Source organism: Streptococcus mitis (assembly GCF_005144795.1).
Classification (GTDB): domain Bacteria; phylum Bacillota; class Bacilli; order Lactobacillales; family Streptococcaceae; genus Streptococcus; species Streptococcus mitis_BB.
The window spans coordinates 16,896-39,350 of sequence record NZ_SWFJ01000012.1; the positions used below are offsets into that span (position 1 = coordinate 16,896).

Genomic DNA, 22,455 nt, shown 5'->3' on the forward strand with positions numbered 1-22,455 from the left:
CATTCATTACTTGAAAAAAGTCGCCCATTTATGTTATAATAGACTGTATTTAAAAAATTTTAAGGAGAAATGACAGAATGTCTGTATCATTTGAAAACAAAGAAACAAACCGTGGTGTCTTGACTTTCACTATCTCTCAAGACCAAATCAAACCAGAATTGGACCGTGTCTTCAACTCAGTGAAGAAATCTCTTAATGTTCCAGGTTTCCGTAAAGGTCACCTTCCTCGTCCTATCTTCGACAAAAAATTTGGTGAAGAGTCACTTTATCAAGACGTTATGAACGCTCTTTTGCCGAATGCTTATGAAGCAGCTGTAAAAGAAGCTGGTCTTGAAGTGGTTGCTCAACCAAAAATTGACGTAACTTCAATGGAAAAAGGTCAAGACTGGGTTATCACTGCTGAAGTCGTTACAAAACCTGAAGTAAAATTGGGTGACTACAAAAACCTTGAAGTATCAGTTGATCTAGAAAAAGAAGTGACTGATGCTGACGTTGAAGAGCGTATCGAACGCGAACGCAACAACTTGGCTGAATTGGTTATCAAGGAAGCTGCTGCTGAAAATGGCGACACTGTTGTCATCGACTTCGTTGGTTCTATCGACGGTGTTGAATTTGATGGCGGAAAAGGTGAAAACTTCTCACTTGGACTTGGTTCAGGTCAATTCATCCCTGGTTTCGAAGACCAATTGGTAGGTCACTCAGCTGGCGAAACTGTTGATGTAGTTGTAACATTCCCAGAAGACTACCAAGCAGAAGACCTTGCAGGTAAAGAAGCTAAATTCGTAACAACTATCCACGAAGTAAAAGCTAAAGAAGTTCCAGCTCTTGACGATGAACTTGCAAAAGACATCGACGAAGAAGTTGAAACACTTGCTGAATTGAAAGAAAAATACCGTAACGAATTGGCTGCTGCTAAAGAAGAAGCTTACAAAGATGCAGTTGAAGGTGCAGCAATTGATAAAGCTGTAGAAAACGCTGAAATCGTAGAACTTCCAGAAGAAATGATCCACGAAGAAGTTCACCGTTCAGTAAATGAATTCCTTGGAAACTTGCAACGTCAAGGTATCAACCCTGACATGTACTTCCAAATCACAGGAACTACTCAAGAAGACCTTCACAAACAATACGAGGGAGAAGCTGAATCACGTACTAAGACTAACCTTGTTATCGAAGCAGTTGCGAAAGCTGAAGGATTTGACGCTACTGACGAAGAAATCCAAAAAGAAATCGAGCAATTGGCTGCAGATTACAACATGGAAGTTGCACAAGTACAAAGCTTGCTTTCAGCTGATATGTTGAAACATGATATCACAATCAAAAAAGCTGTTGAGTTGATTACAAGCACAGCAACAGTTAAATAATCTTATACTCTTCGAAAATCAAATTCAAACCACGTCAGCGTCGCCTTACCGTACTCAAGTACAGCTTGCGGCTAGCTTCCTAGTTTGCTCTTTGATTTTCATTGAGTATTAATAAACAAAAATCCCACCTGAATTGGTGGGTTTTCTTATGCACTATTTTCCAAAAATCTCTTTGAGGTCTGCATCTGTAATCCCAATCATGGCTGGGATGCTGTCCCAGTTTTCTTCGGTTAGGATGTAGGATTCTTCAGAGGTACTTGATGTGGCAGTTTCAGAGACCGCTGGTTGCTTTTCTTCAACAGTTTCCAATAAATCACTGAAGCGTTCAATCAGATAGGTTTTTCGGGCAGTTCCAATGTGTTGGGTAGCATAGTCGAAGGCCTGTAATTCGCCTAGTAAGATAAGCTTGCTTTTGGCGCGTGTAATGGCCGTATAGATGAGATTGCGCTCCAGCATACGCCTGCTAGCACTGGTGATAGGTAGGATGACAACAGGAAATTCACTTCCCTGCGATTTATGGATACTCATGGCATAGGCCAGGCGAATTTTGTACCATTCGTTACGTGGGTAAGAGACCTCATTGCCATCAAAATCAATGACAATTTCGTCTTGTTTCGACTCGGTGTATTTACCAGGAATCAGGTCTGTGATAGCTCCTAAATCTCCATTAAAGACATTGATTTCAGCATCATTGACCAAGTGAATGACCTTGTCGCCCTTACGATAGTGGCACTGGGGAGCTTCAAAACTGAGTTGTTCTTTTTGTGGTGGGTTCAGGAGGTCTTGCATGAGCTGGTTGATGGCATCAATTCCTGCAGTTCCTCGGTACATAGGAGCCAGAACTTGGATATCTCGGGCAGGGATGCCGCTTCTGAGGGCAGCGCCTAAGATTTTCTCAATAGTGGCGGGAATATGTCCGCTAGCAATTTCAAAGTAGGAACGGTCAGCTTTTTTCTGGGTGAAATCAGCTGGCAAGATTCCCTGTCGAATCTGACTAGCTAGGGTGACGATAGTTGATTCTTCGCTTTGTCGGTAAATTTTTTCCAAGCGAGTCTGAGGAATCAAGGGAATATGAAGCAGATCAGCTAGAACTTGTCCAGGACTGACAGACGGGAGCTGGTCGCTGTCGCCCACGATGAGGATTTTACTGTTAGAAGAGATGTTGGAGAAGAGTTGGTTGGCCAGCCAAGTATCCACCATTGAAAATTCATCCACGATGATAAAGTCAGCATCTAGATAATCTTCCAGATGACTGGTATCATCGTCACCTGTCATTCCCAAGTGGCGGTGTATGGTCGCGCTAGGCAAACCTGTCAATTCATTCATGCGCCGAGCTGCTCGGCCAGTTGGAGCGGCAAGAAGAATCGGCAGATTGCTTTTTTTCCTGAGGTCAAGTCCTTCTAAAAGGGCATAAACAGCGATGATACCATTGATAACAGTTGTTTTACCAGTACCAGGCCCACCTGTCAGGATAAAGATCTTGTTCTGGATAGCATCACAGATAGCTTGTTTTTGAATGCTATCATACTCAATTCCCAGCTCTTCCTCGACAGTAGTGATATGTTTTTGAATGGTTTCTAAATCCTGGCTCTTCTGTTTTCCTTTTTCAAGGATACGAACCAAGTGACTGCGGATGCCTTCCTCAGCGAAAAAGAGGCTGTTGTCAAAAATCTTGGTATCAACCTGCTGAACCTTGTCTTCTTCAATCAGGTAGGAGAGTTCTTGGGCAACTTGGCTGGGATCCAGTTCCACGGGACGAGAAGACTCAAGGAGAGTAAGGGTTTGTTCCAGCAAATCCCGTGCTTCAACATAGGTGTCCCCTGTTTCCATACAGGCCTGAAAAAGACTATGTACTAGACCGGCGCGGAAGCGTTCAGGAGCCTGACTTTCGATGCCTAGTTCTTCCGCTAATTGGTCAGCAATGGTAAAGCCCAAACCCTTGATATCCTCGACCAACTGGTAGGGATAATTTTCAACCACATCAAGGGTTTCTTCCTTGTAAAAGTCTTGAATCTGAAAGGCTAGTTTGTTGGGAATGCCGTAGTTGGCAAGTTTGGCCAAAACCATCTCGGTTCCGTAGTTGAGATGAAGAGTGGAGACGAATGCCTCGCGATTTTTGGCAGAGAGCCCTGAGATACCTTCTAGCTTTTCTGGGTGTTGCAGAATTTCGTCAATGGTATTGTCACCATAGGTGTCCACGATTTTCTGAGCTGTCTTGAGACCAATTCCCTTGAAATGGCTACTTGAAAAGTACTTAACCAAGCCCTTGCTAGTTGGTTTTGCGCGTTCATACCGGCTGATTTGCAGTTGTTCCCCGTACTTGGAGTGCTGGACAATTTGTCCCCAAAAAGTATAGTCTTCTCCCTCAATCACATCAGCCATGGTGCCCGTGATAATGATTTCAAAATCATCAAAATCTTCTGCGTCCGTATCTTCGATTTCTAGGAGGAGGATGCGATAAAAATTGCTGGGATTTTCAAAAATAATCCGTTCAATGGTTCCTGAAAAATAAACTTCCATAAAATTCCTTTGTATGAATAGGTGATAGTTGGGGTTGTTTTTATTTTATACTCAATGAAAATCAAAGAGCAAACTAGGAAGCTAGCCGCAGGTTGCTCAAAACAGTGTTTTGAGGTTGCAGATAGAAGCTGACGTGGTTTGAATTTGATTTTCGAAGAGTATTAGTCAATAAACAATCACTTCTCATGATAGAAGAAGAGGCTGAGATTGCTGATTCTCGGCCTCTTAGGTCTCTTAAAATGTTCCGATACGGGTGATTGGCCAGAAGCGGAATTTAGCTTCCCCTGTGATATCTTTTGCTTTAAAAGTACCTACGTGGCGGCTATCGCTAGAAACCAAGCGGTCATCTCCGAGGAGAAGGTACTCTCCTTCTGGGACAGTAAAGCTAAAGTTGGTGTTGTAGTTGACATCAACTGTGAAGGCTTGAGCTTTTTCAGCGATACTTCTAAAGAAAGTTCCTTTATTTCCTTCAAAACCCTTGCCTGAATAGGTGCTTTGGAGTTTGTCATTCTTGAAACGTTTGATGTAGTCAGCTAGATAAGGTTCGTCCGTCTCTTTGTCATTGATGTAAAGTTTATCGTTTTCGTAACGGATGGTGTCACCAGGCATTCCAATCACACGTTTGACAATGTCCTTATTGCCATCTTCCTCATGGGCAACCACGATATCAAAACGGTCAATAGGGAGATGCTTAACAACAAAGAGGATTTCGCCATCCGCTAGGGTAGGATCCATGGAATGCCCTTCTACGCGAACATTGCTCCAAAAAAAGATACGACTTAAAGCTAGTAATGACAGAATTAGGAGGAACAATCCCCACTCTTTTAGGAAATGTTTAAATGAATTCATAACTTACCTTTCTAAGCGTTTTTTCGCTTTTTCAGTGTTTTTAAAGTGCAGTTTGGCGCAGAAGTTGAGTCCCTGCATACCATAGGCTTGCAAAATCTGGCTAGCCACCTTATCAGAAGCCGTTCCAGCTCCACTTGGAAGTTGATAGCCCAGTTCTCGTCCTAGATTTTCAAGATTTTCCAGAAAGAGATCACGCGCAATGATGGAAGAAACTGCGACAGCCAAGTATTTGCCCTCAGCCTTTTCTTCTAAGCTGATAGGATTGCTGAAACGATTGGTCTCTTGTGCCAAGTACTTGTCATAATTTTTAGCACTGGTAAAGGCATCAATCACAATTTTCTCAGGCTGAATACCTTTTTGAAGGAGGAGATAGATAGCCTGGTTATGGAGGGCTACCTTAACCGAAACAGCATTGTAGCGGTCTCCGATGACCTCGTTGTACTTGCTTGGTGAGAGAAGCAGTGCCTGGTGCTGGATTTTTTCTTTGAGGATAGGGGCAATCTGACGGATCTTTTGGTCGGTCAGTGTCTTGGAATCCCCCACACCTAGTTTTCGTAAGAAGGCATGCTGGTCAGGTGTAACAAAGGAAGCCACAACTGCAAGTCCACCAAAGTAGGAACCATTCCCTACCTCATCTGTCCCAATCAAAGGGAGATTTTGTCCGCTGGTTTCCTCTACAACTTGATAGCCAAAGAAACTAGCATATTTCTCAGCTCCTTCACCCTGAAGCAAGACCTTTCCAGAAGTATAGATAGAAACCGTTGCTTGAGGTAGTCTCAAAAAGTAGCGGATATAGGGATTCTTGCTGGGAGCCAGACTGGTTTGATAGTGTTCAAGAAAAGCCTGAATCTCCTTTTCACTTGGTGTGAGTGTTATACTTGCCATAGTTTCTATTGTACCACAAAAGCAGGCAAATTTGTAAAAACTGACAAAATTAGCGAATTTTGGTATAATATCGTGAGGTGAATTTTATGGCAAATCTAAATCGATTCAAATTTACATTCGGGAAAAAATCATTAACCTTGACAAGCGAGCATGATAACCTTTTTATGGAGGAAATCGCCAAGGTTGCGACAGAAAAATACCAAGCAATTAAAGAACAAATGCCTAGCGCAGATGATGAAACAATCGCTCTTTTGTTGGCAGTCAACTGTTTATCAACTCAGCTCAGCCGTGAGATTGAATTTGATGATAAGGAGCAAGAATTAGAAGAGCTCCGTCACAAGCTTGTGAATTGCAAGCAAGAACAGAGCAAGATTGAGGATTACTTATGATTTCATTCCTTCTTCTATTGGTCTTGGCTTGGGGATTTTATATCGGCTATCGGAGAGGCCTGCTCTTACAGGTTTATTACCTGATTTCAGCCATGGCATCTGCTTTTATGGCTGGCCAGTTTTACAAGGGGCTGGGAGAGCAGTTCCATTTATTGCTCCCTTATGCAAATCCGCAGGAAGGTCAGGGAACTTTCTTTTTCCCATCGGATCAACTCTTTCAGTTGGATAAGGTCTTTTACGCAGGGATCGGCTATTTGCTTGTATTTGGGATTGTCTATAGCATCGGTCGTTTGCTTGGTCTCCTCTTACACTTGATTCCTAGTAAAAAACTGGGTGGTAAGTTGTTCCAAGTTTCAGCAGGTATCTTGTCCATGTTGGTGACCTTATTTGTCTTGCAAATGGCCTTGACCATACTAGCAACCATTCCCATGGCAGCTATACAAAATCCTCTTGAAAAGAGTATCGTCGCAAAACATATCATCCAGAGCGTACCAGTAACAACCAGTTGGCTCAAACAAATCTGGGTGACAAATTTAATCGGATAAAAAGGGCAGGAGTTTTCCTAGCCCTTTGTTTACAGATTTGACTCGAATCTATCAGAATGTAAAAAGCTATCACACCTAGACATTCAAAGACAAGGAAATAAAGATGAATAAGAAAATATTAGAAACATTAGAGTTCAATAAGGTCAAGGCTTTGTTTGAACCCCATTTGTTGACCGAGCAGGGCTTGGAGCAATTGAGACAGCTAGCTCCGACAGCCAAAGCAGATAAAATCAAACAGGCTTTTGCTGAGATGAAGGAAATGAAGGCTCTTTTTGTTGAGCAACCGCATTTTACCATTCTTGCAACCAAGGAAATCGCAGGAGTTTGCAAGCGGTTGGAGATGGGGGCGGACCTCAATATCGAGGAGTTCCTACTCTTGAAGCGCGTGCTTCTTTCTAGCAGAGAACTGCAAAGTTTTTATGCCAATCTGGAAAATGTCAGCTTGGAAGAATTAGCCCTTTGGTTTGAGAAATTACATGATTTTCCGCAATTACAAGGAAATCTCCAAGCCTTTAATGATGCAGGTTTCATTGAAAATTTTGCCAGTGAAGAATTGGCACGAATCCGCAGAAAAATCCATGATAGCGAGAGTCAGGTCCGCGATGTTTTGCAAGATTTGCTTAAGCAAAAAGCGCAGATGTTGACAGAAGGGATTGTTGCCAGCAGAAATGGCCGTCAGGTTTTACCAGTCAAAAACACCTACCGTAATAAGATTGCAGGTGTCGTTCATGATATTTCTGCTAGTGGAAATACCGTCTATATCGAACCCCGTGAGGTGGTCAAACTGAGCGAAGAAATTGCCAGTTTGCGAGCAGATGAGCGCTATGAAATGCTTCGCATTCTCCAAGAAATCTCGGAGCGTGTTCGCCCTCATGCGGCTGAGATTGCCAATGATGCTTGGATTATCGGTCATCTGGACTTGATTCGTGCCAAGGTCTGCTTTATCCAAGAAAGACAAGCGGTCGTTCCTCAGCTGTCAGAAAATCAGGAGATTCAACTGCTCCATGTCTGCCATCCTTTGGTCAAAAATGCCGTCGCAAATGATGTCCATTTTGGTCAAGATTTAACAGCCATTGTCATTACAGGTCCCAATACAGGTGGAAAGACCATCATGCTTAAAACTCTGGGCTTGACGCAGGTCATGGCCCAGTCTGGTTTGCCGATTTTAGCAGACAAGGGAAGTCGTGTGGGTATTTTTGAAGAAATATTTGCTGATATTGGAGATGAGCAGTCTATTGAGCAGAGCTTGTCTACCTTCTCTAGTCACATGACCAATATTGTGGATATTCTTGGCAAGGTCAATCAACATTCACTCTTGCTCTTGGATGAGTTGGGGGCTGGTACCGATCCTCAAGAGGGAGCCGCCCTTGCCATGGCTATTCTGGAGGACCTTCGCCTGCGTCAAGTCAAGACCATGGCGACCACCCACTATCCGGAACTCAAGGCCTACGGTATTGAGACAGCCTTTGTGCAAAATGCCAGCATGGAGTTTGATACTGCAACTCTTCGCCCGACTTATCGCTTTATGCAGGGAGTTCCTGGCCGAAGCAATGCCTTCGAAATTGCCAAACGTCTGGGCCTATCTGAAGTTATCGTAGGGGATGCCAGTCAGCAGGTCGATCAGGACAATGATGTCAATCGGATTATTGAGCAGTTGGAAGAGCAGACGCTGGAAAGCCGTAAACGTTTGGATAATATTCGTGAGGTGGAGCAAGAAAATCTCAAGATGAATCGTGTTCTCAAAAAACTTTACAACGAACTCAATCGTGAAAAGGAAACCGAGCTCAACAAGGCGCGTGAACAGGCTGCTGAGATTGTAGACATGGCTCTCAGTGAAAGTGACCAGATTCTCAAGAATCTCCACAGCAAATCCCAACTTAAACCCCACGAAATCATTGAAGCCAAGGCCAAGCTGAAAAAATTGGCTCCTGAAAAAGTGGACTTGTCTAAAAATAAGGTCCTTCAAAAAGCTAAGAAAAAACGAGCTCCAAAGGTGGGAGATGATATCGTGGTTCTCAGTTATGGCCAGCGTGGTACCCTGACTAGTCAACTCAAGGACGGCCGCTGGGAAGCCCAAGTTGGCTTGATTAAGATGACCTTGGAAGAGAAAGAGTTTGACCTTGTTCAAGCCCAGCAAGAAAAGCAAGTCAAGAAGAAACAAGTCAATGTTGTGAAACGAACTTCTGGGCGAGGACCTCAAGCCAGACTGGATCTTCGAGGCAAACGTTACGAAGAGGCCATGAATGAGCTAGATGCCTTTATTGACCAAGCCTTGCTTAATAATATGGCTCAAGTTGATATCATCCATGGTATCGGAACAGGAGTCATCCGTGAAGGTGTCACCAAATACCTACAAAGAAACAAGCATGTCAAGAGTTTTGGCTATGCCCCACAAAATGCTGGAGGCAGTGGTGCGACCATTGTGACTTTTAAAGGATAAGAAAAGCCTGAGGAAATATGTGGTTCCTCAAGGCTTTTTTATCATTTCTTTTAAACATGCTCAAATATGCTATAATAGAACTAGAAAATTGAATAAAACCGAAGGGTATACCCTTCCTTTATATATACATATAAAGGAATACTATCAGCCCTTCACAAATTTTAAGTGAGAAGGAGATTCCGTATATGAAACACGAATTGGAGCAGGTTCTCTCTAAAAATCCTAAGTTTTTAGTGGACGGTGTGCTAAATAAAAATAGGCTGGCTGAGCTGGCAAGGCAGTACAGTCCTGAGTTGCTCAATCAGTTGATGAGTAATGAAAAAATAACCAATCATTTCTTTTCAAAACTACAAAATGGGGCATTGGTCTTTAAAAAAGATATCTTTTTGCAATTTCTAAATAACAAGGAGTTCTTGCCTGACAGCTTTACAGCCTACAAAACAAAAATAGGTCTTGGGACGTCAGACAGAAATTATCTTTCTGAAAACAAAGAAGTTGTGCTGAATTTTCCTTATAAAGATTGTGTGCTTGAGGGAGGGCAAACTAAGGACGATGTGAAACGTCAAGAGATTTTCTTTAATGAGACGCTTGCTCCAGCGGAAATCAATCGCTTGCTAGACGAGAAGGTGTTTAGCAATTTCAAGCGTTACGATAAAGACGGTGAGCATGAGGTTGAGGAGTTAAAGGATATAGATAACCTTATTATCAAGGGGAATAATCTGCTTGCACTGCATAGCCTCAAGAAACGCTTTGCTGGGAAGGTCAAGTTGATTTATATTGACGTTCCATATAATACTGGTTCGGATAGTTTTGGTTATAATGATAGGTTTAATCACTCAACGTGGTTAACCTTTATGAAAAATCGTTTGGAGATTGCAAAAGCAATGCTCAGTAATGATGGCGTTATTTTTATTCATTTGGATAATAATGAAGTAAAGTATTTGGGAATCTTATTGGATGAGATTTTTGGGCGAGAAAATTTTGTTGAATTAGTAACTGTTGTTAATAATCCACGTGGTCGAGACTACGGTGGCATTGCTAATATGCATGAGTTTATTTATGTTTATAAAAAGCCTTTTGCTGAACTAAACTTAGTAGATGATCCGAATAAACAGTTTAAATATTCTGATGAATATGGCGGTTTTGATATTAGAGAGTTACGAAATCGTAATACTGCATTCCATATTGGAAATCGGCCAAATCTTGTTTATCCGATCTATGTTGATCCGACCTCTGAAGATGAGTCTGGATTTTATAAAGTTTCTGAAATGCAAACGGAGAACTATTCAATTGAAGTTTTACCTAAAAAGTCACGAGGGATACAAACAGTTTGGAGATGGGGAAAACCCAAATTTATTGAAAATAAAAATATTAACGTAATGGCTAAAGCAATGAAAGATGGCGGATGGTCAATACAAGAAAAATATAGAAAGAGCAGTGTAATGGCTCGTTCAGTTTGGTGGGATAAAGATGTTAATAGCGAAAAAGGAACAATTCATATTCAAGAATTATTTGGAGAAAAAGTATTCATGTTTCCTAAGCCAGAAGGGACGATTAAACGAATTATTGAGATAGCAACAAACGAAGGAGATATCGTTCTCGATTTCTTCATGGGGAGCGGTACAACAGTTGCTGTTGCCCACAAAATGAACCGTCAATACATCGGAATCGAACAGATGGATTATATTGAGACGGTTTCAGTTGAGCGATTGAAAAAAGTAATTGACGGTGAACAGGGTGGCATTTCTAAAGACGTCAACTGGACTGGTGGCGGTTCTTTCGTTTATTGTGAACTGAAAAATGATGCTCAAGATTTCAAAAATACAGTCTTAGAGGCAAGAGAGTCTGAAACTCTATCTCAACTATTTGAACAGGCTAAAAAGTCTTCGTTCCTATCTTATCGTGTCGACCCTAAAAAGTTGAAAAAGTCAGCGTTCGAAAAACTTTCACTAGCTGAACAAAAACAAGTCTTGCTGGAGTTGGTGGATAATAATAACCTGTATGTTAATTACTCAGAGATAGATGATAGCGGCTATGGCATTTCACTAGAAGAGAAAAAACTCAATAGAGACTTCTATGGAGAGGAGTAAGCGATGGCTTTTGTGTATGAAATTTATAAGCAAGCTAGTGAAAATGGCTTTATTGACTTTAAGGCAAGCATTCCAGACTACATCACGCAAAATCTGAAATTTCCACTGCGTCCTTACCAGAAAGAGGCGGTAGGGAGGTATCTCTACTACAAAAGGGATGAGAAAAATCGAAAAAAACCAGAACAAGTCCTTTACAATATGGCGACAGGTTCAGGAAAAACTTTGCTGATGGCAGCGATTATCCTTGAAAAATTTAAACAGGGTGAACGGAATTTTATTTTTTTTGTGAATAACGACAATGTCCTTACCAAGACAAGGGCAAACTTCTTGCCTAATGAGATGGGAAAATACTTGTTTGCGGATAAAATAACGATTGATAATCAAGTGGTGGGAATACGTGAAGTGACAGATTTTTCCGATAGTCAACCTGATAGTATCAATATTGTTTTTACAACCATTCAAAAACTTCACCAAGATTTAAATACCCCAAGGGAAAATCGCCTAACTTATGAGCAATTTGAAGATTTGTCGCTTGTGTTATTGGCAGATGAGGCTCATCACTTGAATGCTGGACTTGGTAAAAAAGAAAAAGACGAGAACGACAGCTGGACGGCGACGATTGAAAATATTCAAAGTACAGCACGTAAATCTTCTTTATTTGAATTTACAGCAACCATTGACTTAGCAAATCCAGATATTGCCCAAAAATATGAAAAATCTTTGATTTTCAAGTATGACTTGAAAGAGTTCCGCTTGGATAAGTACTCTAAAGATGTTCTTTTCCACTTGGTAGATAATGAACTTCCAATTCGTATGTTGCAGGCAATCATTATCAGCCAATACCGCAAGAAAATCGCCTTGAAACATGGCATCAACCTCAAACCTTTGGTCTTGTTTAAGTCGCAAAAAATTGCTGAAAATAAAGGAAACTTAGAGGCTTTTTTGGATATGTTAGCCAATCTGTCAGTAGAACAAGTACAGTCTCAAAAAAACTTAACTGCAAATGATGAGGAGCAAAAAAATATCTTGGAAAAAGCATTTGCTTTTTTTGAGGAGTCTGGACTTTCTTTTCAAGATTTAATTGAGGAATTGCAGGAAGATTTTCGCCGTGAACGCTTACTCGTGATTGATGGGAAAAACAAGACTAGCAACAATTTAGTGGAGTTGAATACTCTGGAACTCCCTTCAAATGAAATTCGTGCTATTTTTGCAGTTGATATGCTCAACGAAGGCTGGGATGTTTTGAATCTTTTTGATATTGTTCGCCTTTACGATATTCGTGATGGTAAGACAACAAAGAACGGTTTTGTCGCAGGGAACACTACCAATGCAGAAAAGCAACTCATTGGTCGTGGTGCACGTTATTATCCCTTTGTGATTGATAATCAAATCGAGGAGAAGTTCACTCGTAAATTTGATGAAAATGAAAACAATGAACTTCGTGTCATAGAACAGCTTCATTATCATTCTGCCAACAATCCTCGCTATATTTCTGAATTAAAGCAAGTCTTGCGTGAGTCTGGAATTTTTGATGATGTCAATTTAGAAGAGCGTGAATTAAAGCTAAAAAAATCTTTCAAACAAACACGAACCTATACAGATGGTCTGGTTTGGATGAATAAACGTCTTTCTTATCAAGAATATGTTGAACAACGACAAGAAAGTTTGTTGGATACCTCTTTCATTCCGAGTTCCTTTGAGGTACGTTTACCGACTTTCAACACAAGAGATTTTGAAGCTTTCTCAGAAGATGATGTTTTTGCGACGGATTCGATAAACACCTTAAACTTTGAGTTTGGAAAAGAAATTACTTCCAATATTGTTCGAGCGGCTATCAATCGCAATAAACAGTATACCTTTAAAAACTTGCAGAAAGCTTTCTTTGGCTTGAGTGGTGTATCTGCCTTCATCGAAATGCTTTCAAAAGTTAATATTATAGTAGAATCTTCTTTATCACAAATAAGTGAGTTAACTTCAGACCAAAAACTCTATATTACAGAACAGCTTTTGTATAGCATTGAAAAAGATATCGTTCCAACTGAAGAGCGCTTTTATGGCTCAGCTAATTTTGAATCTGTTCCTGTACGTGAAGTTTTTGAAGAGAATATCTTGAGAAAGTATACTGTTAATGTAAGTGGGAATGCAGAGTTTGGACGGTCACAAAAAACTAAGTCTGAAACAGAGATTTTTGAAAATATCGATCAACTAGATTGGTATGCCTATGATGATAACTTTGGAACAAGCGAGGAGAAATATCTGGTGCGTGCTATCCGTGAATTGATGAATGATTTGCAGGAAAAGTGGTCTGATATTTATCTTTTGCGAAATGAGAAAGCAGTGAAAATCTATAGTTTTGACGAAGGGCGTGCTTTTGAGCCTGACTTTATCTTGCTTGCAAATGATAAAAAAGTTGGAAATACTTCTTGGCAGATTTTCATTGAGCCAAAAGGAAGTCAATTTTTGGATAGTAATAATACCTTCAAAAATAGTAAAGAAGGCTGGAAAGAGAAATTCTTACTGCAAATTACTGAAAGAGATGAGGCAAGAACTTTGTTGGACGATGAACGTTATCGTATCGTCGGTCTTCCTTTCTTTAATAATGAGATGAGCAGAGAAGTTGTAAATAGTAATTTAAAAGATTTATAGCGTAAATTGGGGAGTTTATGATTTCGAAAATGATTGCCAAGTTTAGTTAACTGAGTCAAATAAGATTTTTCCAAAATCCATTGACAAAAGCCAACATTTTTTGTAAAATAAGAATCAATTAAATACCAACACCGAATGAAGTTTAATAGAAGTGGCAAATCGTTTGATTTTCCATGACTGTAAATGGACGGAACTCTGGAGAGACCGTAAAGGCACCGAAGGGGCAAGGCAGGCAACTGCTCAAACTCTCAGGTAAAAGGACAGAGCTAGGATAGACCGCTTTTTAGCATTTATCTAAGCATTCCAGAGTACATGTATCTTGCATGTGCTCTTTCTTTTGGGGTTGAAAAGATAGGAGAAGGAAATGTTAGAATTGCTTAAATCAATTGATGCTTTTGCTTGGGGACCACCCCTCTTGATTTTATTGGTTGGGACAGGGATTTACCTAACTGCTCGTCTAGGACTCTTGCAGGTTTTGCGTCTCTCTAAGGCCTTTCAGCTTATTTTTATCAAGGATAAGGGGCATGGGGATGTATCCAGTTTTGCGGCCTTATGTACAGCCCTGGCAGCGACAGTTGGTACGGGAAATATTATCGGGGTGGCGACAGCTATCAAGGTCGGTGGACCAGGAGCTCTCTTTTGGATGTGGATGGCGGCTTTCTTTGGAATGGCAACCAAGTATGCGGAAGGTTTATTAGCTATTAAATACAGGACTAAGGACGATAACGGTGCTGTTGCAGGAGGTCCCATGCACTATATACTTTTGGGTATGGGAGAAAAGTGGAGACCACTTGCCATCTTTTTTGCTCTGGCAGGTGTGTTAGTAGCTTTGTTAGGAATCGGAACCTTCACCCAAGTAAACTCGATTACAGAATCTATCCAAAATACAACGACTATTTCGCCAGCTATCACGGCTCTTGTTTTGTCTATCTTAGTAGCGATTGCTGTTTTTGGAGGACTCAAGTCTATTTCAAAGGTTTCGACAGCCGTTGTTCCTTTTATGGCTATCATCTATATTTTGGGAACACTTACAGTTATTTTCTTCAATATTGGCAAACTCCCTGCTACAATCGCTTTAATCTTGACATCAGCCTTTAGTCCTGTTGCTGCGGTAGGTGGATTTGCTGGTGCTAGCATTCGGATGGCTATCCAAAATGGTGTGGCGCGTGGTGTCTTTTCAAACGAATCTGGTCTAGGTTCTGCTCCCATTGCAGCTGCTGCAGCTAAGACAAATGAACCAGTAGAGCAAGGTTTGATTTCCATGACAGGAACCTTTATTGATACCCTCATCATTTGTACTCTAACTGGTTTGACCATCTTGGTAACTGGAGTATGGAATAGTGACTTGAATGGAGTGGCTTTGACTCAGTCAGCCTTCTCAACAGTATTTTCACACTTTGGGCCTGTCCTCTTGACCATTTTCCTTGTGCTTTTTGCCTTTACAACGATTCTAGGTTGGAACTACTATGGAGAACGCTGTTTCGAGTTCCTCTTTGGTGTTCGTTTTATCTGGCTCTACCGTGTGATTTTTGTGCTCATGGTCTTGCTGGGAGGATTTATCGAGTTGGATATGGTTTGGATTATCGCAGATATTGTCAATGCCTTGATGGCTCTGCCAAACTTGATTGCCCTCTTAGTCTTGTCGCCAGTCGTTATTGCTGAAACTAAAAAGTATTTTAATAAATAATGGAATCACACATCGCGTGTGATTTTTTGCTTTCATAAAAAATTTCTATCAGTGCAATTTAAAATATATATTATACACGGTATAGAATCTGTGATAGACTAGGTTTCAACAACATGAAAAGAGGTTTTATGATGACAACATTTACAATCCATACAGTAGAATCAGCACCAGCAGAAGTGAAAGAAGTTCTTGAAACAGTAGAAAAAGACAACAATGGCTTTATTCCAAATCTAATCGGACTCTTGGCTAATGCTCCTACTGCCCTAGAGGCTTACCGTACTGTCGGAGCTATCAACCGTCGCAATAGCTTAACACCCGTTGAACGTGAAGTGGTGCAAATCACGGCTGCCGTGACAAATGGTTGTGCCTTCTGCGTCGCAGGTCACACAGCCTTTTCAATCAAACAAATCCAGATGAACGATGACCTTCTGCAAGCCCTTCGCAATCGTACTCCAATTGAAACAGATCCTAAATTGGACACCCTAGCTAAGTTTACCTTGGCAGTTATCAATACCAAGGGTCGTGTAGGAGATGAAGCCCTATCTGAGTTTCTAGAAGCTGGCTATACCCACCAAAATGCCTTGGATGTGGTTCTTGGTGTCAGCCTAGCAAGCCTCTGTAACTATGCCAACAATCTAGCTAATACACCAATTAATCCAGAATTGCAACCTTATGCTTAAAAGGAGGAAAGACTATGGGATTTTTTTCAGAAGAATTTTTGAGCTGGTTGGACCAGCATGCTGATGAAATCGACAAACAGTCTTGTCAAGCTGGAGAGCAACTGATTGAAAGGATTGCAGCAGAGGGAGCCTTTCGTGTAGGAATTTCAGAATCTCTCGGAGGTTCAGGAGGAAGTGATCAAGATGTCATTGATATCCTTGCAGAGCTTGCACAACATTCCTTAACAGCTTCTTTTATTTCATGGGGACAACGCACTCTAATTGACAATATTCTTCATACAGATAATTCCTATTTTAAAGAAAGCTATCTGGAAAAACTCTTGTCTGGAGAATATGCAGGTGCTACTGCCTTGTCCAATGCCGTCAAGTATCTATCTGAACTAGAAGAACTGAATGTTCGGATTATTGAAGAAAATGGACAATTGTATCTAAAAGGAAGACTGCCATGGGTAACTAATGCTCGAAGAAATCGATTTTTAACTATTTTTGTGGCAGGTTTTACAGATGATCCAAGTACAAGTTATGTGGTGGCTGTACCATCAGATGCAGAGAATTTTAGTCGTTCCGAAGATTTAGAATTTGTTTCTCTTCAAGGAGGAAACACAGCTGCTCTGACTTTTAATAAGGTTCTTTTAAAAGAGGAATGGATTCTATCCAAAGATGCTCATCAATTTTTGGCACAAAATCGTCCAGCTTTCTTAGGTTACCAATTTGGTCTAGCATTTGGTTTAGCTGAGCGTTCCCTATCAGAAGTAGAAAAAGAGTTGGGGAAACGCAGTGTGTTAACAGATGAATGGAAACATCAGGTAGAACAGTTAGATGCTATTCGTCGAGAGCTTTATCAAGGTTTGTCTGACAGGTCTTATTTTGTTGCCAATCCGCGTGAACTATTTCAGTTAAGAATAAACATTGTGGATGTTGTTGCTCAGAGTCTTCTATTAGAGTTACAAGCAGGTGGAGGTAGAGGCTACTTTAGCAAATCAACATCTGGATTTATCCGTAGATGGAATGAAGGAGCTTTTCTTCCAATCGTTTCTCCAAGCGCTGTTCAACTACGCCATATTCTAGCAACGAGTTAAAAAATAGTGGAATAAAAACGAAGCTTGAATTTTCAACTTCGTTTTTTATCCCCTCATTTAAGCGCTTTTATGCTATACTGAAACTAACATGATTATTGGAGGTTAGAATGAAAAAACTCCCCTTGGTATTTTCTGGATGTTTGCTAGGTTTAGCAGGAGCTGGAAATCTTATTTTAGATACGTTGCCGGTTCTGTCACATCTTTTTAGTCTGACAGGTTTGGTTTTGTGGATTTACTTTCTGATTTTTCATCTCTTTAATTGGAAAGAAACCAAGCAAGAATTGACCAAGCCCCCTCTTTTGTCAGGAATGGCGACCTTTCCCATGGCTGGGATGATTTTATCGACTTATATCTTTCGCTTGTTTCCTCATCTTCCTTTAGTTGCGCAAGGACTCTGGTGGTTTTCATTTCTCTTGGATGTGGCCTTAATTGCTGGTTTTACCATCAAATTTGCCTATCCTGGTCGGAGGGTTCATTCCACTCCTAGCTGGACGGTTCTCTATGTGGGGATAGCGGTGGCTGCCTTGACCTATCCTCTTGTAGGCATCATCGAAATTGCCTATGCGACCTTGAGTTTTGGTTTTCTCCTAACCTTCTATCTCTATCCGCTTATTTATAGCGATTTAAAGAAACATCCACTCTCACTAGCCATGCTTGGACAGGAAGGAATCTACTGTGCTCCTTTCTCTCTGCTCTTGGCTTCTCTAGTTCGAGTTGGAGGAGCCAGCCTACCGACTTGGCTCTTGATTGCCATGATTTTGGCTTCTCAATCCTTCTTTTTCTTTGTTTTGACTCGATTACCCAATATTTTAAAACAAGGCTTTCAACCAGCCTTCTCAGCCCTCACTTTCCCGACCATTATCACAGCTACTTCGCTCAAGATGGCTCAGGGACTCTTGAAAATTCCATTTTTGGATTATTTGGTACTTGCTGAAACTATTATATGCCTAACTATTTTATTCTTTGTATTAGGTGCTTATCTGATTTGGTTACGAAAAAAGGTCTAGCTAGAAATAGCTAAACCTTATTTTTTATGGTTTGATAACTTCAGCTCCACCCATGTATGGACGAAGTGCTTCTGGTATAGTTACAGAACCATCTTCATTTTGGTAGTTTTCGAGAATAGCAGCAACCGTACGTCCAACTGCAAGTCCAGAACCGTTCAAGGTGTGGAGCAATTTCACCTTGCCGTCTGCTTCATCACGATAACGGATTTGGGCACGACGGGCTTGGAAATCTTCTGTGTTTGAACAGCTTGAGATTTCACGGTAATTGTTTTGTGCTGGAATCCAAACTTCCAAGTCGTAAGTCTTAGCAGCTGAGAAGCCCATATCTCCAGTAGAGAGAGCAACGACACGGTATGGAAGGTTCAGTTTTTGAAGGATGTTTTCAGCGTTGGCTGTCATTTTTTCCAATTCTTCGTAAGATTCTTCTGGTTTGGCAAATTTAACCATTTCAACCTTGTGGAATTGGTGCAGACGAATCAAGCCACGAGTATCACGACCAGCTGAACCAGCCTCAGAACGGAATGATGGACTCATAGCAGTGAAGTAGATTGGCAGGTCTTTACCGTCCAGGATTTCATCACGGTAGTAGTTTGTCAGAGGAACTTCAGCTGTAGGAATAAGGACATAATTGCTGTCGCTGAGTTCAAAAGTATCTTCCTTGAATTTTGGATATTGCCCAGTACCAAACATAGAATCGTGGTTAACCATGTAAGGTGTGATGACTTCAGTATAGCCTTCTTTACCATGCTCATCCAACATAAAGTTGTAGATAGCACGTTCCAAACGAGCGCCGAGACCTTTATAGAAGAGGAAGCGAGCTCCTGTTACCTTACCACCGCGTTCCCAGTCAAGGATACCAAGATCTTCACCAAGATCCCAGTGAGCTTTAGGTTCGAAATCAAACTCGCGTGGAGTACCCCAACGGCGAACTTCCACATTGTCATCTTCATCAGCTCCGATAGGAACACTATCAGCTGGGATGTTTGGAAGAGTCGTTGTAAATTCTGTCAATTTAGCATCGATGTCTGCTAACTCGGCATCCAAGGCTTTGACTTCAGCAGATAGGTTTTGCATGGCAGCAATCTTGTCATCTGCATTTTCCTTGTTGCGCTTAGCTTGGGCAATCTCAGCAGAAACTGTGTTACGTTCTGCTTTGAGAGTTTCAACCTTGACCAAAATGTCACGACGTTTAGCATCGATTTCTTTCATCTCATTCAAGATAGCAGCATCTACACCACGTGTAGCCAATTTTTCTGCGACAGCATCAAAGTCTGTACGAATGCGTTTGATATCTAACATAAGAACTCCTTTATGAAAAAGCACACCTGACAAAGCGTTGGAGTGGCAGGGCCACGGTTCCATCCAACTTCACAGGTGTGCACTTGATTGTGTATGTAATTGTTACTAACGGTAGAATTTCACCTATCCCTCCTATCTGCTCGCAGCACCCGCAGACTTTCTGAAAGAAGAAGATAACCTACTTATCCGTTGCTATGATTATACTAAAGTTTCTACTTTTTTGCAAATAGATTTTTAAATTTTTGACCAATGGTCTGAATTAGGGTAGGAAGTTTGACGACCTTGTCATTACCCAGTTTTTCTCGAGCAATTTTAAGAATAGCACCTGAGTCTTTTGAAGCAAAAAGGAATTTTCCTCTGTCTGTAAAGACTTCGAAGTGGCGACTGATTTTGCGACCAGTGACATTGGCTCCAATCTGGTTGATATGGTCCCAAGGAATCTGGATAAATTGTTCGACATTAACATCTGGGTAAAATTCCAGAGCCTGATCTCCGACAAGGAATTTCCCAACTTTCCCAGCTATAGAGAGGTAGGAAGTTCCTGTCGTACTGAGAAGCACTGTTTTGTTAAGAGATTGGGCCATGATTAGTCTTCCTTACTTTCACCGAAAAAGGCATTGTAGAGCGCTTTAATTGCAGCTTTTTCTTGATCTTTATTGACAACAAACATGATAGAAACTTCACTAGAACCTTGAGACATCATCTGGATATTGATCTTGTTTTCAGATAGAGCGCGTGTCGCAGTAGCAGTTACTCCGATATGACTCTTCATTTTTTCTCCAACAATCATAATGATTGAAAGGTCGTGTTCGATTTCTGCATGGTCTACTTCAGCTTTTTGAACCAATTGACGCAGGATTTCTTCTTCCTTGATAGGAGTTAGTTCACGAGAACGGAGAATGATTGAAAGATCGTCGATACCAGTTGGCATATGTTCCCAACCGATGTTGAGGTCTTCAAGGATTTGCAGAACCTTGCGACCAAATCCAATCTCGCGGTTCATGAGGTATTTAGACATGTTGATGCTGACAAAGTCAGAATCACCAGCAATTCCTACAACTGGAAATTCATCACTACTGTGTTTTAAAACGATACGAGTACCTGGATGGTCAGGATTGTTGGTATTCTTGATAACCAGAGGAATTTTTCCACGGTAGGCAGGAAGAAGAGCTTCGTCATGAAGAACTGAGAATCCTGCATAGGCCAACTCACGCATTTCACGGTAGGTCAACTCAGGAATCGAGTGTGGTTGGTGGATAATTCCTGGGTGAGCTGCAAAGATACCATCAACATCCGTAAAGTTTTCATAGAGATCAGCTTTAACCCCTGCAGCAATGATAGAACCTGTAATGTCTGATCCTCCACGCGAGAAGGTACAGATTTGATTTTCCTTGGTAACTCCAAAGAAACCAGGAATGACAAGGACTTCATTTGCATTTGTCAATTCTTCAATCTTGTCATAACTTGATGGCACGATGCGAGCGTTGCCCGGCTCACTTGTTACCACAATCCCAGCTTCTCTAGGGTGAACATAGCGTGCATCAATACCGTTTTGGTTAAAATAGGCAGCAATCAATTTGGCATTGTTGTTTTCACCCGCTGCTAGGAAAGTATCGTAGAGAAATTCATTTTCTTCGATAGGAAGAGTGGCCAAGGCACGAATGCTTTTTGAAATTTTTTCTAGAACAGCTGGTTTCAGTTCCAATTCACTAACCATAGCGGCATAGCGTTCAATAATCCAGTTCTGACTTTTGCTAATATCGTTACCAGCAACATAGTCGCGGTAGTATTTAATCAAGGCATCCGTAACCTTAGTATCTTCAGCATTGCGTTTACCAGGCGCAGAAACGACTACAAAACGACGCTCTGAATCGCTTTTGACAATGTTTAAAACTTTTTCTAACTGACTAGCAGAGGCAAGAGAACTACCTCCAAATTTAACAACCTTCATAAGGACTCCTAAAGTAAGTATTTTATACGATTATAGCAGAAAGAAAGCCTTTTTTCAAATGAAGAAAATAAGCTATTTTACAGGGAAAGATAAGGAATCTAAAATCGGCTGAGACACTTATTACATTCTTATTCTTGCTTTTTTAGAATAAAAAAGATATACTTTGATAATGAAATAATTTAACTTGCTTATAAAAATAAAAAGGAGTCCAGATGGAACATATTATTTATCAGCTTGAAGAGGATTTGGCAATTATTACTTTAAACCGTCCTGATGTCGCTAATGGTTTCCATATTCCCATGTGTGAGGAAATTTTAGAAGCCTTGACTCTGGCGGAAGAGGATTCAGCTGTGCATTTTATCTTGATCAATGCGAATGGCAAAGTCTTCTCAGTTGGGGGAGATTTAGTAGAGATGAAGCGGGCAGTGGATGAGGATGATATTCCATCATTGACGAAAATTGCAGAACTAGTCAATGCTATTTCTTATAAAATCAAGCAAATTGCAAAGCCTGTTTTGATGGAGGTTGATGGGGCTGTTGCAGGTGCCGCAGCCAATATGGCTGTTGCTGCAGATTTCTGTTTAGCGACCGATAAGGCTAAATTTATCCAAGCCTTTGTTGGAGTTGGTTTGGCTCCAGATGCAGGAGGAATTCATCTCTTGAGCCGAAGTATTGGTGTGACGCGTGCTGCTCAACTAGCCATGACAGGAGAGGCTTTGACAGCAGAAAAAGCTCTAGAGTGGGGTGTGGTTTACCGTATTTCTGAAGCTGATAAGTTAGAAAAAACCAGAGAACAGCTTCTTAAAAAATTAAGACGTGGTTCAAGTAATTCCTATGCAGCCATCAAGAAGTTGGTTTGGGAGAGCCAATTTAAAGATTGGCAAGATTATGCTGTTTTAGAACTGCATCTACAGGAATCACTGGCCAAAACAGAGGATTTCAAAGAGGGAGTTCGGGCTCATTCGGAGAGAAGAAGGCCTAAATTTACAGGAAAATAAAAAAATACTTGCGCCATTCTTTGAAGTTT

General features: G+C 41.0%; 17 protein-coding genes and 1 riboswitch. Of the genes, 11 read left to right on the top strand and 6 right to left on the bottom strand.

Features of this window, described 5'->3' with window-relative positions; all coding sequences use genetic code 11:
• Positions 1 to 77: 77 nt before the first annotated feature.
• A complete protein-coding gene (gene tig / locus FBF73_RS08580; protein ID WP_136937554.1) occupies positions 78 to 1,361 on the top strand; it encodes a trigger factor in 1,284 nt (427 codons plus the stop codon).
• Between the two features lie 153 nt (positions 1,362 to 1,514).
• On the opposite strand, the gene FBF73_RS08590 is transcribed toward tig, so the two are convergent.
• The 3 genes from FBF73_RS08590 to rnhC all read right to left on the bottom strand — a co-directional run bounded on the left by FBF73_RS08590 (position 1,515) and on the right by rnhC (position 5,615).
• On the bottom strand, positions 1,515 to 3,881 hold the full coding sequence (locus FBF73_RS08590; protein ID WP_136937555.1) for an ATP-dependent RecD-like DNA helicase: 2,367 nt from the start codon (positions 3,879 to 3,881) through the stop codon (positions 1,515 to 1,517).
• A gap of 234 nt (positions 3,882 to 4,115) precedes the next feature.
• Positions 4,116 to 4,730, bottom strand: coding sequence for a signal peptidase I (gene lepB, locus FBF73_RS08595; RefSeq protein WP_084864825.1), 615 nt, complete (start codon positions 4,728 to 4,730; stop codon positions 4,116 to 4,118).
• 3 nt (positions 4,731 to 4,733) lie between these two features.
• On the bottom strand, positions 4,734 to 5,615 hold the full coding sequence (gene rnhC, locus FBF73_RS08600; protein ID WP_136937556.1) for a ribonuclease HIII: 882 nt from the start codon (positions 5,613 to 5,615) through the stop codon (positions 4,734 to 4,736).
• Between the two features lie 86 nt (positions 5,616 to 5,701).
• Here rnhC and zapA point away from each other — a divergent pair, with 86 nt between their 5' ends.
• From zapA to FBF73_RS08645, 9 genes are all read left to right on the top strand, one after another.
• Positions 5,702 to 6,004 carry a cell division protein ZapA gene (gene zapA / locus FBF73_RS08605; RefSeq protein WP_136937557.1) on the top strand — a complete coding sequence of 101 codons (303 nt, stop codon included), beginning with the start codon at positions 5,702 to 5,704 and terminating at the stop codon, positions 6,002 to 6,004.
• On the top strand, positions 6,001 to 6,549 hold the full coding sequence (locus tag FBF73_RS08610; protein WP_136937558.1) for a CvpA family protein: 549 nt from the start codon (positions 6,001 to 6,003) through the stop codon (positions 6,547 to 6,549). Before zapA ends, FBF73_RS08610 begins: the two co-directional genes overlap by 4 nt.
• Before the next feature lie 103 nt (positions 6,550 to 6,652).
• Positions 6,653 to 8,989, top strand: coding sequence for an endonuclease MutS2 (locus tag FBF73_RS08615; RefSeq protein WP_136937559.1), 2,337 nt, complete (start codon positions 6,653 to 6,655; stop codon positions 8,987 to 8,989).
• 185 nt (positions 8,990 to 9,174) lie between these two features.
• Positions 9,175 to 11,079, top strand: coding sequence for a DNA methyltransferase (locus FBF73_RS08620; protein ID WP_136937560.1), 1,905 nt, complete (start codon positions 9,175 to 9,177; stop codon positions 11,077 to 11,079).
• Between the two features lie 3 nt (positions 11,080 to 11,082).
• A complete protein-coding gene (locus FBF73_RS08625; RefSeq protein WP_136937561.1) occupies positions 11,083 to 13,725 on the top strand; it encodes a DEAD/DEAH box helicase family protein in 2,643 nt (880 codons plus the stop codon).
• A gap of 185 nt (positions 13,726 to 13,910) precedes the next feature.
• A riboswitch (glycine riboswitch) is annotated at positions 13,911 to 13,999 on the top strand.
• A 90-nt stretch (positions 14,000 to 14,089) separates the two neighbouring features.
• Positions 14,090 to 15,412: an alanine/glycine:cation symporter family protein gene (locus FBF73_RS08630; protein WP_136937562.1), complete on the top strand. Its 1,323-nt coding sequence runs from the start codon at positions 14,090 to 14,092 to the stop codon at positions 15,410 to 15,412.
• A 131-nt stretch (positions 15,413 to 15,543) separates the two neighbouring features.
• The gene (locus tag FBF73_RS08635) at positions 15,544 to 16,092 is read left to right on the top strand and encodes a carboxymuconolactone decarboxylase family protein (RefSeq protein WP_042901607.1); all 549 of its coding nucleotides are present in this window, start codon (positions 15,544 to 15,546) and stop codon (positions 16,090 to 16,092) included.
• 14 nt (positions 16,093 to 16,106) lie between these two features.
• Positions 16,107 to 17,171 carry an acyl-CoA dehydrogenase family protein gene (locus FBF73_RS08640; protein WP_136937563.1) on the top strand — a complete coding sequence of 355 codons (1,065 nt, stop codon included), beginning with the start codon at positions 16,107 to 16,109 and terminating at the stop codon, positions 17,169 to 17,171.
• A gap of 107 nt (positions 17,172 to 17,278) precedes the next feature.
• A complete protein-coding gene (locus tag FBF73_RS08645) occupies positions 17,279 to 18,178 on the top strand; it encodes a TDT family transporter (protein ID WP_136937564.1) in 900 nt (299 codons plus the stop codon).
• A gap of 24 nt (positions 18,179 to 18,202) precedes the next feature.
• Here the strand turns inward: FBF73_RS08645 and serS are convergent, their stop codons facing one another.
• The 3 genes from serS to FBF73_RS08660 form a co-directional block, all read right to left on the bottom strand.
• Entirely contained in the window at positions 18,203 to 19,477 is a 1,275-nt protein-coding gene (gene serS / locus FBF73_RS08650; protein ID WP_136937565.1) for a serine--tRNA ligase, read from the bottom strand.
• Between the two features lie 212 nt (positions 19,478 to 19,689).
• Positions 19,690 to 20,061: a DUF956 family protein gene (locus tag FBF73_RS08655; protein ID WP_042751659.1), complete on the bottom strand. Its 372-nt coding sequence runs from the start codon at positions 20,059 to 20,061 to the stop codon at positions 19,690 to 19,692.
• Positions 20,062 to 20,063: 2 nt separating this feature from the next.
• Positions 20,064 to 21,428 (bottom strand): aspartate kinase, encoded by a 1,365-nt coding sequence (locus tag FBF73_RS08660; RefSeq protein ID WP_070842771.1) that lies wholly within the window; start codon positions 21,426 to 21,428, stop codon positions 20,064 to 20,066.
• A gap of 212 nt (positions 21,429 to 21,640) precedes the next feature.
• On the opposite strand from FBF73_RS08660, the gene FBF73_RS08665 reads away from it, so the two are divergent.
• Positions 21,641 to 22,426, top strand: a complete 786-nt coding sequence (locus tag FBF73_RS08665; protein WP_124788334.1) for an enoyl-CoA hydratase — start codon at positions 21,641 to 21,643, stop codon at positions 22,424 to 22,426.
• The last annotated feature ends 29 nt before the right edge of the window (positions 22,427 to 22,455 follow it).